The 15,718-nt window shown below is 48.6% G+C and carries 15 protein-coding genes and 1 tRNA gene; 12 read left to right on the top strand and 4 right to left on the bottom strand.

Translation table 11 applies throughout. The features are described from left to right. Positions 1 to 146 precede the first annotated feature (146 nt). The 5 genes from aspA to dicD all read left to right on the top strand — a co-directional run bounded on the left by aspA (position 147) and on the right by dicD (position 5,917). A complete protein-coding gene (gene aspA, locus RSC70_RS16765; protein WP_332543038.1) occupies positions 147 to 1,583 on the top strand; it encodes an aspartate ammonia-lyase in 1,437 nt (478 codons plus the stop codon). 235 nt (positions 1,584 to 1,818) lie between these two features. After that, positions 1,819 to 3,120 (top strand): anaerobic C4-dicarboxylate transporter, encoded by a 1,302-nt coding sequence (locus tag RSC70_RS16760; protein WP_025798664.1) that lies wholly within the window; start codon positions 1,819 to 1,821, stop codon positions 3,118 to 3,120. Between the two features lie 141 nt (positions 3,121 to 3,261). Continuing rightward, positions 3,262 to 3,612 (top strand): divalent cation tolerance protein CutA, encoded by a 351-nt coding sequence (gene cutA, locus RSC70_RS16755; protein WP_234619542.1) that lies wholly within the window; start codon positions 3,262 to 3,264, stop codon positions 3,610 to 3,612. Continuing rightward, complete coding sequence (locus RSC70_RS16750) at positions 3,588 to 5,282, top strand: protein-disulfide reductase DsbD (RefSeq protein WP_332543037.1); 1,695 nt, start codon at positions 3,588 to 3,590, stop codon at positions 5,280 to 5,282. The genes cutA and RSC70_RS16750 overlap by 25 nt, the downstream gene beginning before the upstream one ends. A 59-nt stretch (positions 5,283 to 5,341) precedes the next feature. Further along, positions 5,342 to 5,917, top strand: a complete 576-nt coding sequence (dicD, locus tag RSC70_RS16745) for a division control transcriptional repressor DicD (RefSeq protein WP_040046355.1) — start codon at positions 5,342 to 5,344, stop codon at positions 5,915 to 5,917. Positions 5,918 to 6,013: 96 nt separating this feature from the next. On the opposite strand, the gene RSC70_RS16740 is transcribed toward dicD, so the two are convergent. Then, positions 6,014 to 6,658, bottom strand: a complete 645-nt coding sequence (locus tag RSC70_RS16740) for a YfdX family protein (RefSeq protein ID WP_234619544.1) — start codon at positions 6,656 to 6,658, stop codon at positions 6,014 to 6,016. A 694-nt stretch (positions 6,659 to 7,352) separates the two neighbouring features. Here RSC70_RS16740 and RSC70_RS16735 point away from each other — a divergent pair. Next, positions 7,353 to 7,428, top strand: a tRNA-Phe gene (locus RSC70_RS16735). Between the two features lie 44 nt (positions 7,429 to 7,472). Here the strand turns inward: RSC70_RS16735 and RSC70_RS16730 are convergent. Continuing rightward, entirely contained in the window at positions 7,473 to 8,357 is an 885-nt protein-coding gene (locus tag RSC70_RS16730) for a LysR family transcriptional regulator (RefSeq protein WP_332543036.1), read from the bottom strand. Positions 8,358 to 8,466: 109 nt separating this feature from the next. Between RSC70_RS16730 and RSC70_RS16725 the strand changes: the two genes are divergently transcribed. Continuing rightward, positions 8,467 to 8,970, top strand: coding sequence for a phenolic acid decarboxylase (locus RSC70_RS16725; RefSeq protein ID WP_332543035.1), 504 nt, complete (start codon positions 8,467 to 8,469; stop codon positions 8,968 to 8,970). Positions 8,971 to 8,980: 10 nt separating this feature from the next. Here RSC70_RS16725 and RSC70_RS16720 read toward each other — a convergent pair whose 3' ends face one another. Then, entirely contained in the window at positions 8,981 to 10,402 is a 1,422-nt protein-coding gene (locus RSC70_RS16720; protein ID WP_332543034.1) for an aminotransferase-like domain-containing protein, read from the bottom strand. A gap of 195 nt (positions 10,403 to 10,597) precedes the next feature. On the opposite strand from RSC70_RS16720, the gene RSC70_RS16715 reads away from it, so the two are divergent. The 4 genes from RSC70_RS16715 to RSC70_RS16700 all read left to right on the top strand — a co-directional run bounded on the left by RSC70_RS16715 (position 10,598) and on the right by RSC70_RS16700 (position 13,717). After that, on the top strand, positions 10,598 to 12,001 hold the full coding sequence (locus tag RSC70_RS16715) for a cytochrome ubiquinol oxidase subunit I (RefSeq protein WP_332543033.1): 1,404 nt from the start codon (positions 10,598 to 10,600) through the stop codon (positions 11,999 to 12,001). Then, the gene (gene cydB, locus RSC70_RS16710) at positions 12,001 to 13,008 is read left to right on the top strand and encodes a cytochrome d ubiquinol oxidase subunit II (protein ID WP_332543032.1); all 1,008 of its coding nucleotides are present in this window, start codon (positions 12,001 to 12,003) and stop codon (positions 13,006 to 13,008) included. The genes RSC70_RS16715 and cydB overlap by 1 nt, the downstream gene beginning before the upstream one ends. 16 nt (positions 13,009 to 13,024) lie before the next feature. Next, positions 13,025 to 13,177: a DUF2474 domain-containing protein gene (locus RSC70_RS16705; RefSeq protein ID WP_130999377.1), complete on the top strand. Its 153-nt coding sequence runs from the start codon at positions 13,025 to 13,027 to the stop codon at positions 13,175 to 13,177. Between the two features lie 69 nt (positions 13,178 to 13,246). Next, positions 13,247 to 13,717: a YlaC family protein gene (locus RSC70_RS16700; RefSeq protein WP_282807389.1), complete on the top strand. Its 471-nt coding sequence runs from the start codon at positions 13,247 to 13,249 to the stop codon at positions 13,715 to 13,717. A gap of 225 nt (positions 13,718 to 13,942) precedes the next feature. Here the strand turns inward: RSC70_RS16700 and RSC70_RS16695 are convergent, their stop codons facing one another. Beyond that, the gene (locus tag RSC70_RS16695) at positions 13,943 to 14,860 is read right to left on the bottom strand and encodes a bestrophin family protein (RefSeq protein ID WP_130999378.1); all 918 of its coding nucleotides are present in this window, start codon (positions 14,858 to 14,860) and stop codon (positions 13,943 to 13,945) included. 356 nt (positions 14,861 to 15,216) lie between these two features. Here RSC70_RS16695 and RSC70_RS16690 point away from each other — a divergent pair, with 356 nt between their 5' ends. Beyond that, a complete protein-coding gene (locus RSC70_RS16690) occupies positions 15,217 to 15,516 on the top strand; it encodes a cupin (protein WP_025798627.1) in 300 nt (99 codons plus the stop codon). Positions 15,517 to 15,718: the final 202 nt, after the last annotated feature.

Genomic DNA, 15,718 nt, shown 5'->3' with positions numbered 1-15,718 from the left:
AGTGATCTGGGTTCATGCTTTTCCACGCCAGCAGCATATGATCAGCCACAGAACAGAGAGGACGGATGATCCTTTCGAATTTGAAAATCTAAACGATATAAATCCATTAGCAAGTTTACTATTCGGCATCTATAAAGAAGGTTCTTATGTCAAACAACATTCGTATTGAAGAAGACCTGTTAGGCACCCGTGAAGTTCCAGCAGACGCTTATTATGGTGTTCACACTCTGCGAGCAATTGAAAACTTTTATATCAGCAACAACAAAATCAGCGATATCCCTGAATTTGTTCGCGGCATGGTTATGGTAAAAAAAGCTGCTGCGCTCGCAAATAAAGAGTTACACACCATTCCGCGCAAAATTGCCGATACTATTATTCTTGCTTGTGACGAAGTATTGAACAATGGTAAATGCATGGATCAATTCCCTGTAGACGTATATCAGGGTGGTGCAGGTACTTCCGTTAATATGAACACCAACGAAGTTCTGGCAAACATCGGTCTGGAACTGATGGGTCACCAGAAAGGTGAATATCAATACCTGAACCCGAACGATCACCTGAACAAATGCCAGTCTACCAACGATGCTTACCCTACCGGTTTCCGTATCGCTGTGTACTCTTCCATTCTGAAACTGCTGGATGCAATCAACCAGCTGCGCGAAGGCTTCGATCGTAAAGCAAAAGAATTCGAAAACATTCTGAAAATGGGTCGTACCCAGTTGCAGGATGCGGTACCTATGACTCTGGGTCAGGAATTCAAAGCATACAGCGTATTGCTGAAAGAAGAAGTTAAGAACCTGCAACGCACCTCTGAGCTGCTGCTGGAAGTTAACTTGGGCGCGACCGCTATCGGTACTGGCCTGAACACGCCAGAAGGCTACTCTCAGTTAGCTGTGCAGAAACTGTCTGAAGTCAGCGGCCTGCAATGCTCTGTAGCAGAAGACCTGATCGAAGCAACCTCTGACTGCGGCGCATACGTGATGGTTCACGGTGCTCTGAAACGTCTGGCGGTTAAACTGTCTAAAATCTGTAACGACCTGCGCTTGCTGTCTTCTGGTCCACGTACCGGTTTGAACGAAATCAACCTGCCAGAACTTCAGGCTGGTTCTTCAATCATGCCAGCTAAAGTAAACCCAGTGGTTCCTGAAGTAGTTAACCAACTGTGCTTCAAAGTCATCGGTAACGACACCACCGTCACCATGGCTGCTGAAGCAGGCCAGCTGCAGTTGAACGTTATGGAACCGGTAATTGGTCAGGCGATGTTTGAATCCATCTCTATCCTGACTAACGGTTGCTACAACCTGCTGGAAAAATGCATCAACGGCATTACCGCAAACAAAGAAGTTTGTGAAAGCTATGTATTTAACTCTATCGGTATCGTAACTTACCTGAATCCGTTTATCGGCCACCACAACGGTGATATCGTTGGTAAAATCTGTGCCGAAACAGGTAAAAACGTGCGTGAAGTTGTTCTGGAACGCGGTCTGCTGACCGAAGCGGAACTGGACGACATCTTCTCTGTAGAGAACCTAATGCACCCTGCTTATAAAGCAAAACGTTATACTGACGAAAGCGAACAATAATAAAGTTCGCTAGTCGATATCAGGCACGTCTGTCCCCTTGGTCAGCCGTGCCTTTTTATTGCGACCAACATACTTAAAAAAAGAATTACACCCGATGTCATTGTGTTGCAGTGAATGATGAGTAAAGAAATTCTGAGTCACCTACCTAGGTATGAGCCTCAGAATATACGCTTAATCCACGCGGCAGCTTCAAGGACAAAAGGAATATTATCGTTACATCTTGAGGAGAAACACTATGTTAGTTTTGGAGCTGGTGATCGTACTGCTCGCCATATTCTTAGGTGCCAGACTGGGGGGCATCGGAATAGGGTTCGCCGGTGGTTTAGGGGTTTTAGTCCTTGCCATGATCGGTGTTAAACCAGGCAATATTCCATTCGACGTTATTTCAATTATCATGGCCGTTATCGCCGCAATCTCTGCAATGCAGGTTGCCGGTGGTATGGATTATTTAGTTCATCAAACTGAAAAACTTCTGCGTAAGAATCCAAAATACATCACGATCCTTGCACCGATTGTGACCTATTTTCTGACCATCTTTGCAGGTACCGGTAATATTTCGCTGTCTGCACTGCCAGTTATCGCTGAAGTGGCTAAAGAGCAAGGCATCAAGCCATGCCGCCCACTGTCTACCGCCGTTGTTTCTGCACAGATTGCGATTACCGCGTCTCCAATTTCAGCCGCAGTGGTATATATGTCTTCTGTGATGGAAGGCCACGGCATCAGCTATATCCACCTGCTGATGGTTGTTATTCCATCCACTTTCTTGGCAGTTTTGGTGATGTCACTCATCGTATCTTGGTGCTTTGACTCCAAACTGTCTGACGATCCTGTTTACCAGAAACGTCTGGCTGAAGGCCTGATTGAACTGCGTGGCGACAAGCAAGTGGTTATCAAGCCACGTGCAAAAAGCTCTGTATGGTTGTTCCTGCTGGGCGTTGTGTGCGTTGTTTGCTATGCAATCATCAACAGCCCAAGCCTCGGTTTGGTTGAAAAACCACTGATGAACACCACCAACGCGATTCTGATCATAATGCTGAGCGTTGCAACGCTGACCACTATCCTGTGCCGTGTTGAAACTGACAGCATTCTGAACTCCAGCACCTTCAAAGCAGGTATGAGCGCATGTATCTGTATTCTGGGTGTGGCTTGGTTGGGCGATACTTTCGTTCAAGCAAACCTTGATTGGATCAAAGAAACTGCGGGTACCGTTATTCAGTCTCACCCTTGGCTGCTAGCGGTTATCTTCTTCTTCGCGTCTGCCCTGCTGTATTCTCAGGCAGCAACCGCGAAAGCCCTGATGCCAATGGCACTGGCGCTGAACGTTTCTCCTCTGACCGCAGTCGCATCTTTCGCCGCGGTTTCTGGTCTGTTCATTCTGCCTACCTACCCAACTCTGGTTGCGGCGGTACAGATGGATGACACCGGTACAACTCGTATCGGTAAACTAGTCTTTAACCACCCGTTCTTCATCCCAGGCACTATCGGCGTGGCGCTGTCTGTTATCTTCGGCTTCGTGCTGGGAAGCATTATGCTCTAAGACTTCCTCGTTTTAAGTTCAAAAAGGACGCTTCGGCGTCCTTTTCTCATTCTGCTCGCTCGCTTCCTATGCTAATGACAATTTTCGCCTACACAAGGTATAGTGTTGATTCAAAATCATCCACGGCGAGGTTTAGATCAGATGTCAGAGACTGAAAAGCCACTACCCGATAACGTTACCGATGCCATCATCGTGCTCTGTACTGCGCCCGACGAAGCCTGTGCTCAGCAGTTGGCTTCGCTAGCATTGAGTGAAAAACTCGCGGCCTGCGTCACGCTGCTGCCCGGCGCTTCTTCCATGTATTATTGGGAAGGCAAGCTGGAGCAGGAATATGAAGTCCAGATGATTTTGAAAAGCGAACGCTCACATCAGGAAGCGCTACTCAGCTTTCTGAAGCAGCATCATCCATACCAAACCCCTGAACTTTTAGTCTTACCGGTTCACGCGGGAGATAAAGATTACCTGTCATGGCTCAACGCTTCTTTACGCTAGTTTTTCTATTTATCTGTACTCTGCTTCCGGCACAGGCATCGCTATTCTCTAGCAAAACGCAGTTTGTGCCGGTCGATCAGGCTTTCACATTCGATTTCAAGCAGCAAGAGCATAAGCTCGACCTAACCTGGCAAATCAAACCGGGGTACTACCTCTATCGCCAGCAGATAAAAATAGAGCCCCATCAGGCCCAAATCGCGCCGTTTACGCTGCCTGAAGGTCTTGATCACCATGATGAGTTTTACGGCAAAACCGCTATTTTTAAAGACGCCCTAACGCTTAATCTGCGTTTACAAAACGCCGATCAAAATGCCACGTTGGTTGTGACGTATCAGGGCTGCGCCGAGGCTGGTTTCTGCTATCCACCGGAAACCAAAACCATTCCCTTAGATTCGGTGGCCGCGCAGGCTACGATCGAGACGGCTCAAAGTACAGCGCCTAACACGGAGTCTGCGCCTGCGCTGCCGTTCTCGCCGCTTTGGGCGCTTCTCATTGGGATTGGCATTGCCTTTACGCCCTGCATCTTGCCGATGTATCCGCTGATATCTGCCATTATCCTTGGACAGGATCGCCAGCAAAGCTATCGCCGAATTTTTGTATTGTCGCTCGTTTATGTACAAGGCATGGCGGTGACTTATACGCTGCTAGGGATGGTGGTCGCCGCCGCTGGATTGCAGTTCCAAGCCGCGTTCCAGCACCCCTATGTATTGATTGGGCTATCGATTTTGTTCGTGCTGCTGGCGCTATCGATGTTTGGCCTATTTACCTTGCAGCTGCCTTCTTCAGTTCAAACGCGCCTTACGCTCTGGAGCAATCAGCAACGCAGCGGTTCGCTGATTGGCGTATTTGTCATGGGCGCACTGGCAGGTCTGATATGCTCGCCTTGCACCACCGCGCCGCTCAGCGCCATTCTGTTGTACATCGCACAAAGCGGTAATATGGCCGCTGGCGGCGGCACGCTATACCTTTATGCGCTGGGGATGGGCATTCCGCTGATCCTCGTGACCACTTTCGGCAACCGCCTGCTACCACGTAGCGGGCCATGGATGCAGTACGTCAAAGAGGCGTTTGGATTTGTAATCCTCGCGCTACCAGTGTTCTTACTGGAGCGTATTCTGGGTGACGAATGGGGATTACGCCTCTGGTCGCTGTTAGGCGTTGCCTTCTTCGGCTGGGCATTCGCACTGAGCCTGAAGTCTTCTCATCGCCTAGCGCGCATCATGCAAATTGTGATGCTAGGTTTGGCGCTGGTATGTTCACGGCCATTGCAAGATTGGGCATTTGGAAATGCATCACAAGCAACCATTGCTCATCTACCGTTCCAAAAAATGAATACTATTGCTGAGCTGGATCATGCCCTACAACAGGCTAAAGCAGAGAACAAACCTGTTATGTTAGACCTGTATGCTGACTGGTGTGTGGCCTGCAAAGAGTTTGAAAAATACACCTTCAGCGATCCAACGGTGCGCCAGCAACTTGCGGATACGGTGCTCTTACAGGCTGACGTCACGGCGAACAGCGCGGAACATGCCGCGCTGCTCAAGCATTTAAACGTATTAGGTCTGCCAACCATTTTGTTTTACAACGCGCAGGCACAAGAACAACCACAGCTGCGCGTCACCGGTTTTATGAACGCAAAGGAATTCACAGCGCATTTGCACAATCGCTAACCATCAACGACACTGAGGATCCGATCGTGAAAGATCCGCACATAAGACAGGAGGATCACGTGCAACGAGAACTCGTGCTCAGCCAGGTACTTGGCCTGCTGGAACAACAAGGACTAGCAACCACGACCTTGGATAAGCTGGCTCCCCAGCTCGATATTTCAAAGGAAGAGCTAATTCGTTTTTGGCCGGATCGTGAAGCCCTGCTTTATGACAGTCTGCGCTACCACGCACAGCAGATAGATACATGGCGCCGCCAGCTGCTGCTGGATGAAACCCTTTCAGCTCGGGATAAAATCTTGGCGCGTTACCACGTGTTGGCTGAGTATGTGCAGCAACAGCGCTATCCCGGCTGCCTGTTTATCGCCGCCTGCAGTTTTTTCCCTGAAGACGATCATCCGATCCACCTTCTCGCCGAGCAACAGAAAGCGGCCTCTTACGAGTTTACGCTCGCGCTGCTGCAAGACATCGACATGGACGATCCTGAAATGGTCGCTCATCAGATGGAGCTAGTATTGGAAGGCTGCTTAAGTCGTTTGCTAGTAAAACGCCAGTTGCAAGATGTGGAAACCGCACGCCGCTTAGCCGAAGATATTCTGCAAATTGCGCGCTGCCGCCGAAATGGTGCGTTAGGCTAAGGCTGAATATTTATTACAATATCGATGAATAAACCACCCAAAAGGGTGGTTTATCGAAGGTAGGAAATAGAATGTATCAGTTAATTCATAGAGAAATTAATTAGCACCCACTAAAGATACGCTGTCGGTAATAATCCCCTCTTCAGCGCCTTTCAGAGCCAAGTTCGCTTCATAGTATTTACCCTCTTTCAGCAGCTGCTGCGCTTTCTTAACAGCCTGCTGGGTTTGTTTCAGCGGCATCAGATATTGAGTTTCCGTTACACCAACACCTGCCAAACGCAGTTCTTCCATTGCGCCTTTGTGATCACCTTTCTTGAATTTAGCATTAGCGCTATCAATGGCTTTTTGTTTTTCAGGCGTTGCCACAAAATCCTCAGCCAAAGAAATAGAAGCATTAATAACTACGTAGTTATCACCAGTCAGCGGAGTTTTCTTATCGGCCTTAATAAAATCTTTCCAGTTGGTGCTGTCATCAGCTAATAAGGTTTGCGCCTGATCGACTAATTTTTGCGCCACATCTGGGTATCCGCGGAATAAAGAAACGCGAGCATATTGCACATCACGCATGGCGTTAAAGCCCTGCTGAGCTACCTTAGCAACTTCTTTAGCCTGCTGGGCGGTTAGCACATTCGCACTCACGGTAGTCGTTGCCGTTGGAGCGGTGGTTGAGCCATCAGCAGCCCAAGTAAAAGTAGACATCATGGCAAGAGAAAGTGCTGTTGCTGTAAGAATACGTTTCATAATTAATACACCTGATTTAATTTATATTATTCGGCTATGAGGCTAGCTCATTAAATATAACCAGCCTCTCAATCACAGTACCTAAGTTATATATCCAGCATAGGTGATGTCAATACACAGAAATTAAACACGCCATCTGTAAAACGCCAATAACACTCCAAGGAAAAAATAGTTTACATCAAATGAATGCTGTTTAACCTTCATTACAATAGATTGATATTTATTCAGGGAAAAATTAAAATAACTTAATAAGACTATGTTTAATAAGCATTAAATTAACAGCCCTCTCGATAGAGAATAAATAAATTTATATAAAGATAAGATATTCAATCAATAAACAACCTCTAAACAATATCTAATAAAAGTAATTTATGAGCTAAAAATGATGTTACGTTTTTAAACCAAAGAACAACAACTTCCGCACTTCACTTAGATGTAGTATTTGTAATTTAATGTAACCTTCGAAATAAACTCAGTGAACATTGGAAAAGCATCTTATTAAGAGCTGAGCGACTAACATCAATGAATTTGAGCGATATCGCTTAGTCGCTCTTGAAGATAGAAAGACGATATCTTCAATACAGCATAAATTTCATGCAAAAAAACCAAAGTGCCGAAACATTAGGCAACTGAACAAAGGAATGAAGAAATTACGTTGACGCCAAGCCTCAGATCCAGTTTAATACGCCTCGTTGCCCGGATAGCTCAGTCGGTAGAGCAGGGGATTGAAAATCCCCGTGTCCTTGGTTCGATTCCGAGTCCGGGCACCACTATTTAAAAGAACCCGCCTATGGCGGGTTTTTTGCTTTCTGAATCAGCTACTCATCGGACTCCCCTCAAGCAAACTCACCAACAAAGTAATCTCGCGATCTATTCCGGCTAATTCCTCGTTAACCAACAGATAAAGCGGTGTTGAGCGGCGTTCGCCTTGAACTAGCGGCAGCAACATAAGTTCACCGGAAGCTAGCAGAGGCGCAATTTTTTCTTCTGGTAGCCACCCATAACCGACTCCATGTGCAACAGCTTCGATGGCCGCCTCTATCGTGGTGAAAGTCCAGTTTTCTGCCGCCGTGGACTGGCGGCTGTTCATTTGCTGCTGCGTGCGATCGACAATTTCGATCAGCGGATAGCGCGCCAAATCATCTCGGCTAAGTGGCGCCGGTAATTGCAGTAAAGGATGATCCCGATGAGCAACGGCGGCGAAGGTTATTTCCATCAGTAAACGCCCGCGAGTCGCTACATCATGGGTTGGAGTGATGAGGTAAACATCGGCATGACGTTGTTTAAGCTCAGATAAACTCTCACTGCGTAATATTTCGGTGAGATGTACCTGTGTCATAGGAAAAACCTGTTGAAAACGACGCAGCACATCAAACAAATGTGATTTGGGGAAAATGCTATCAACCACTAAGTCTAAGCGTGCGCGTTCGCCGCGTTTTAGAGCCTCTGCACGGTTTTCCAGCGTGCGAAATCCTTGTAGCAGAGGCTGAACCTGTGCCAATAGCTGCTGCCCTTCTGGCGTCAATTCGGCCTTGCGCCCAACAATCGTTAACAACGGCACCCCGAGCCGTTCCTGCATCAGTGTGAGTTGATAGCTCAACGACGACTGGCTGCGGTTATACATCTCTGCGGCACGCGAAAAACTACCGTGCTCAATCACCGCCTGTAACAGCATCCATTGCTCTAGCGTTGTTTTCATCTCAATAAACCAATCTAATTTTTGAATCTATTTAACTCAATATTAGCGTTATTAATCGAATAAATACATCTCTACACTGAACGCATCAAATGAAACGGAGACAAAAATTATGAGCACCTTCGATAAAAATGATTTGAGCGGTTTAGTGGGCAAACACTTGGTCTATACCTATGACAACGGCTGGAATTATGAAATCTATGTCAAAAATGCCACAACGTTAGATTATCGAATTCATAGTGGGATTGTGGGTAACCGTTGGGTAAAAGATCAAACAACCTATATCGTTCGCGTCGCTAAAGCGGTATATAAAATTTCGTGGACGGAGCCGACCGGAACCGATGTCAGCCTAATCGTAAACTTAGAAGATAATGTTTTTCATGGGACAATTTTCTTCCCTCGTTGGGTCATCAATAATCCAGAAAAAACGGTTTGTTTCCAAAACGAGCATATAGCCGAAATGGAAGCCTATCGCGATGCAGGCCCAGCTTATCCAACCGAAGTTATTGACGAATTTGCAACTATTACGTTCGTTCGTGACTGTGGTGAAAATAACGAAAGCGTAATTAATTGCCCGGCTAGCGAATTGCCTCGTAATTTTCCCCATAATCTATAGAGAACATCGTCTAATCAGCTAACTTCATCATTTCACTCACGATAACCGCCAGTTTTTGCACCGCTTTTTCGCTTTTTTCTGTCCATTCGTGAGAGACATTAAAGCGAAAATAGTTGGTGTACTGATTGCTGGCAGAAAACATCTGGCCGGGAGCGATGCTAATCCTTTCATTCAGCGCGCGGTGGTACAGTTCGGTCGCATTCACGTTGATAGGCAGCTCGACCCACAAAAAATAGCCGCCGTGTGAATAATTAATATTCACGCCCTGCGGAAGATGTGCGCGCAGTGACTGCCATGCCGCATATTTACGTTGCTCCATCACTCGGCGCAGGCGCCGCAAATGGCTGTCATAGCTGCGGGTAGCTAAATAATTTGCCAGCGCCAGCTGCATTGGTGCGCTGGTCGAAAGCGTGCTCATGAGCTGCAACTGCTGGATTTTTCTCGCCATATTTCCCGCGGCCACCCAGCCAACACGAAATCCGGCCACCAAGCTTTTCGAGAACGAAGAGCAGTGCATGGTCATTCCCGTCTCATCAAAGGCTTTGGCCGGAAGCGGTTTTTCACCACCGGCATACAGCTCGCCATAAACATCGTCTTCAATCAAATACACGTTATGCCGCTGTAAGAGCGCCACCAGCTGCTGCTTTTTCTCGACCGAAAGCGTGCAGCCTAACGGGTTTTGAATATTGGTCATCAACCAGCAAGCGCGTACCGGATAGGTCTTTAGCGCCTCTTCCAACGCCGCTAAATCAATGCCAAATTCAGGATGTGCCGCAATTGAAAGGGCCTTTAGCCGTAAGCGCTCCAGTGCCTGCAATGCACCGTAAAAACATGGGTTTTCTACAATTACCCAGTCGCCGGGCTGTGTGACGGCCTGCAAACTCAGGTTAAGTGATTCCAATGCGCCAGCGGTAATGACGATCTCCTCAGGATCGATACGAATGCCCTGCATGGCATAGCGTTTCGCAAGGATCTTACGCAGATCCTCATTGCCCGGCGGCAAATTATCCGTGGCGCTTAGCGTGGTCATCGCCCGCGCCACCGTGGTCAACGATTTACTAATTTGTTGGCGAGGAAACAGCGTGGGATCGGGATACGCAGAGCCAAACGGCACAATGGCGGGATCGCGGCTGGCCTGCAAAACATCGAAAATAAACGCGTTGATGCCGACTTCTTCAGCACGCTGCACGGGTTCATGCGTAGGCGACGGGGCTAAAAACTTTGCCTGAGGCGCAACGTAATAACCCGATTGCGGGCGTGAAACGATCCACCCTTGGCTCTCTAGAATTTGATAGGCATGCATCACCGTCATCAGGCTCAAACCAGAGTGCAAAACCTGCTCACGCAGCGACGGCAGCTTATCGCCAACTTGCCAAATTTCAGCGGTGATCTGCCCGCGAATGCGTTTTACCAAGTCTTCATATTTTGCCACTGCGCTCTCCGATAGGGTGTCGTCGCCATGATCCAAATCAAACTGTTATACATTAAAACAACATTTCTGTTTCTGTCATATCTATTTTACAGCCCGTAAGATCCCTTTCATCGTTCCGGCCCTGATCGCTCCGGCACTCCGTTTCTCACGCCTGCAATTTACCGCGCAGAACTTTATGTCAGTACGAGGCTGTCCATGTTCGGATTAGACGCATTCCAACTCGCCAGGATCCAGTTTGCTTTTACGGTATCCTTTCACATTATTTTCCCTGCCATCACCATCGGGCTAGCCAGCTTTTTGGCGGTGCTTGAGGGTTTATGGCTGAAAACGCGTAACCCAGATTACCGCACGCTCTATCACTTTTGGGCGAAAGTGTTCGCCGTCAATTTCGGCATGGGCGTGGTTTCCGGCTTAGTGATGGCTTATCAGTTTGGCACTAACTGGAGCGGGTTTTCTCAATTTGCGGGCAGCATTACTGGCCCGTTGCTCACTTATGAAGTGCTCACCGCATTTTTCCTTGAAGCCGGATTTCTTGGCGTCATGCTGTTTGGCTGGAACAAAGTAGGCAAAGAGCTGCACTTTTTTGCCACCTGCATGGTGGCGCTCGGCACGCTGATGTCAACGTTCTGGATCTTGGCGTCCAACAGTTGGATGCATACCCCACAGGGCTATGAAATCGTAAACGGTCAGGTGGTTCCGGTTGATTGGCTGGCGGTGATCTTCAATCCTTCGTTCCCGTATCGTCTGCTGCATATGACCACCGCCGCTTTCCTGAGCAGCGCTTTCTTTGTCGGAGCTTCTGCGGCGTGGCATCTACTGCGTGGGAACGACACACCTGCCACGCGCAAAATGCTTTCGATGGCGCTCTGGATGGCGTTAATCGTCGCCCCGCTTCAGGCTTTTATTGGCGACATCCATGGCCTTAACACACTTAAATATCAGCCAGCAAAAATAGCCGCGATCGAAGGTCACTGGGAGAACAAACCCGGCGAAGCAACGCCGCTGGTTCTGTTCGGGCTACCCGACATGGAGCGCGAAGAAACACGCTTTAAAGTGGAAGTGCCCTATCTTGGCAGCCTGATCCTGACGCACAGTCTTGATAAGCAAGTGCCTGCATTAACCGAATTTGCCAAAGAGGATCGTCCGAATTCGCCGCTGGTGTTCTGGTCATTTCGCGTTATGGCAGGTCTCGGCATGTTGATGATTTTGCTGGGTGCTATCGGTTTATGGCTACGTTATCGGCAGCGTTTATACACATCGCGCCCTTTCCTGCATTTCGTATTCTGGATGGGACCTTCGGGACTCATCGCCATTTTAGCCGGTTGGATAACCACCGAAGTGGGCCGCCAGCCGTGGATTGTACATGGCCTGATGCGCACTAAAGATGCCGTATCTGCCCATGGCGATCTGCATATGAGCATCAGCTTGCTGACATTCTTCGTGGTCTACGGCGCAGTCTTTGGCGTGGGTTATGCCTATATGATGCGGCTAATCCGTAAAGGCCCTGAACCGATTATTCCAGAAACCCACAGCGAAGCGTTCCCTACCGCCGCCGGACGCATTGCCGCTAAGCCCTCTCATCAGCAGGAGACTCACTAATGGGTATCGATCTGCCGCTCATTTGGTTCGCCATCATTATTTTCGCCACCTTGATGTATATCGTGATGGATGGTTTCGATTTAGGCATTGGCATGTTGCTGCCAGTCACCCGTGATATGCAAGAGCGCGACATGATGGTCAACACCGTCGCACCCGTGTGGGACGGCAACGAAACTTGGCTAGTGCTCGGCGGTGCGGCGCTATTTGGTGCCTTTCCTCTGGCCTACGCGGTGATTGTTGATGCGTTATCTATTCCCCTCACGCTGATGCTGATCGCGCTGATTTTCCGCGGCGTCGCCTTTGAGTTTCGCTTTAAAGCGCTGCCTGCGCATCGAGGTTTCTGGGACAAGGCTTTTATCGTTGGCTCAGGCTGCGCCACGTTCATGCAAGGTATCGTGGTCGGCGCCGTGATTAATGGTTTCCCCGTGTCAGAGCGAACCTTTGTCGGGGGTGCATTTGATTGGCTTACGCCGTTTAACCTGTTCTGCGGTATCGGCCTGATGTGCGCCTATGCGCTGCTGGGCAGCACGTGGCTTATCATGAAAACCAGCCATCAGTTGCAAGATAAAATGTATCGCATTACGCGCCCTTTACTGCTGGCTCTGCTGGTTATTATTGCCATCATCAGCATTTGGACTCCGCTGGCGCACGGTGCCATTGCCGAGCGTTGGTTTAGCTGGCCAAACATCGTGTTCCTTTTACCGGTTCCCGTACTGACGCTCGTTTGCGCCGGAGTGATTTGGCGCGGAACGCGCCACGGCGACCACTACTTGCCGTTTGTGATGACCCTGTTGTTGGTTTTCCTCGGCTTTAGCGGGCTAGGGATAAGTATCTGGCCGCATATCATTCCGCCTTCTATCGACATCTGGCAGGCCGCAGCACCGCCGCAAAGCCTCGGATTTATGCTGGTTGGCGCCTTGTTCATCATCCCAATTATCTTGGTTTATACCTTCTGGAGCTATTACGTTTTCCGCGGAAAAATCGGCGCCGATGAAGGCTATCACTGAGTCAGCGAGGTAAAAAATGACAACGATTGAAGCGCAAGCGACCCGCTCTCCCTTATGGAAACGCATACTGTGGTTGGCGGCTATCTGGGCGGGAAGCGTGCTGGCGCTGGGCTGTGTCTCAATGATATTCCGTTTATTGATGACGGCCGCTGGGCTGAAGTCACATTGAGCGCCATTAACCACACAAAAATGATAGAATTATGTTATCAAGCTGTAACATCAATACAGGTGACCGAACATGAGCGAAATTGAACGCATCCTTAAAGAAGAAATCGACAGGGTGAATAAAGCCGAACACCGCGATAATCGCCCGCGCTTTAGCATCAGTTTTATTAAAAAACATCCTGGGCTATTCGTGGGTATGTATCTGGCCTATGCGGCTACGTTGGCGGTGATGTTGCAGTCAGAAACGCTGGCAGACGTGACATGGGTAATGACGCTGCTGTTTGTGGGATTGAACTTGTTCTTCTTTTTTGACGTCAATCCACGCTATCACTACGACGATATCGACGTTCTGGATCTGCGCGTATGCTTCAACGGCGAATGGTATAACACGCGAATGGTACCGGACGCGCTGGTCGACAGTATTTTGCAATCATCTCAGGTAGATGAATCACGCAAACAGAAGCTACGCGCCATTATGCAGCGAAAATCTGAACTGTCGTTCTACGATATCTTTGCTGTGGGGCAGAATCGATCGCCGATTTGATTGCCCTATTTAATTGTTAGCAACCCCCTCCCAGCCTCCCCCTTCGCAGGGGGAGGAGCAGACCGAGCACCTGATTAGTAACGAGCACAAGTAAGCTCCCTCCCCATTCGCAGGGGGCGGAGCAGATCGAGCACCTGATTAGTAACGAGCACAGATAAGCTCCCTCCCCTGCGAGGGGGAGGGTTGGGGTGGGGGCAATCGTGTTAAAGATGGGAGGAGGTAAACTCAACTCAACAAACAATGATGATCCGGCTTCATCGGGCTCGGTTTCTCATCATCTTCAATCATTTCCCGCAGATTAATCTCTATCGTGGCAGAAATCGCATTGAGCGGCAGATCGTTCGGCGCCATGCCAAAAGGATCTTCCAATTCTTCAGCCAGTGAATCCAGCGAGATAAAGGTATAGGAAATAAATACCGACACCAGCGGTGTGAGGTAGTGTAAATCCGACACCAAGGCAAACGGCAGCAACGCGCAGAATAGATAAACGGTGCGATGCACAATCAGGCTATAGGCAAACGGGATCGGCGTATTGGAAATTCGTTCGCAGCCGCCAAGAATGGAAGAAAGATGGTTCAAGTTGCTGTCTATAGAATGAAAACTGATGTCGCTAATCCGTCCCAATCGGCGCTGTTCACCTAACCACATCCCCATTTTCAACAACAGCGTATTGCAGGGTGAATGGCTATTGAGCACCGAATTACGCTCCGATGGTGCCAGCAGCCGGTCCACATCAATACGCATATCGGTTTTACGCAGCTGATGCTTCAAGCAGTAGGTGAACGCAATCAACAACGACGTGAAATAGCGCGCCTGTTCTGCCGGATCCGGCATTAGGCTTTTCACTTCTCTCAGCAGCGAGCGCTCGGTGATCAGCAAGTTCCCCCACAGCAGGCGCGCCTCGGTAAAACGCGCATAGCTGGCGTTATTACGAAACCCGAGAAAGATCGCAATGGCCACGCCCAGCAGGCTGAACGGAGCCAACGTCAGATTCACATCCAACATTTCATGCCACAGATAACAAACCACAGCGATGCAGGCAAAACCAAAATTTAAACTTAAGCGGAAGAGAATTTTAGGTAACACGGAGCCATGCCACACAAATAGGCGGCGAAACCAATGTTGTTGGGGTCTAACAATCATAATTAAGGTGTTTTGTGACGGATGGAGAAAAACCTGCGGCAGAACTTTTAGAAACGGTATTCATTAAAAACAATGTTCACTAAAACAATGTTCGTTAAAAACGGCTTTCGTCAAAATCAGACAGGGACTGACGATCTCGGAATCGATCGACGCGCTAGTGTATGCCTGCATTTTAAGTGCTTCAAGCGGTGATACGTCTAGCGAGAATTATCTGATTAAAATCACGTCGAATCAGCTTTATTCCTGCGAATTCCCCCTACGTTGATGCTTGTTTACACCCAGAGTGTTAGGCTGTGCCCTGCTTTTTTTAGCAACTCACATAGAAACAAAAAACCGCAACAATAAGGATAGGTTTCATGGAGACATTCAAAGCACAGACTCCGGCTGAAGAATATGGCGTGGGCATCACCCGCCGTAGCGGAGTTATCAGCAACGGCAAACCTGCCGCTGAGTTAACGTTTGAGTCTGGTGCTTTTAGCCAGCTACGCAAGCAGATGCAAGGTAACACCACGCGCGTGGTTAGCGGAGAGTTTGAATTTACCGTTGGCGCAGAGACTCATCTGCTCATTGCCGGTGAATCCGTCAATATTCCCGTTAACATAATCAGTGGATGCTTCTGCCTTTCCACGGGAGTTTTGGTGGAAACGCCGCTCTAAAACGGCCCTCCCAGTGAATTAATATGAGAAAATTGTGATCCACATCAATTGTGGATCACCCTAAATTGCCCTCTTTTACCCCGTTTTTCGTTCATTCATTCCTGCTTTAATGCATTTCATTCCTGCACTCAGGCTATTCATTCCTAGAATGGATCGCTGCCCTATAGATAGCCTTAACATACTCACAGTTAATAAATATTTA

Source organism: Hafnia sp. (assembly GCF_036648275.1).
Lineage (GTDB): Bacteria > Pseudomonadota > Gammaproteobacteria > Enterobacterales > Enterobacteriaceae > Hafnia > Hafnia alvei.
This window is presented reverse-complemented; position numbering and strand designations above follow the sequence as displayed.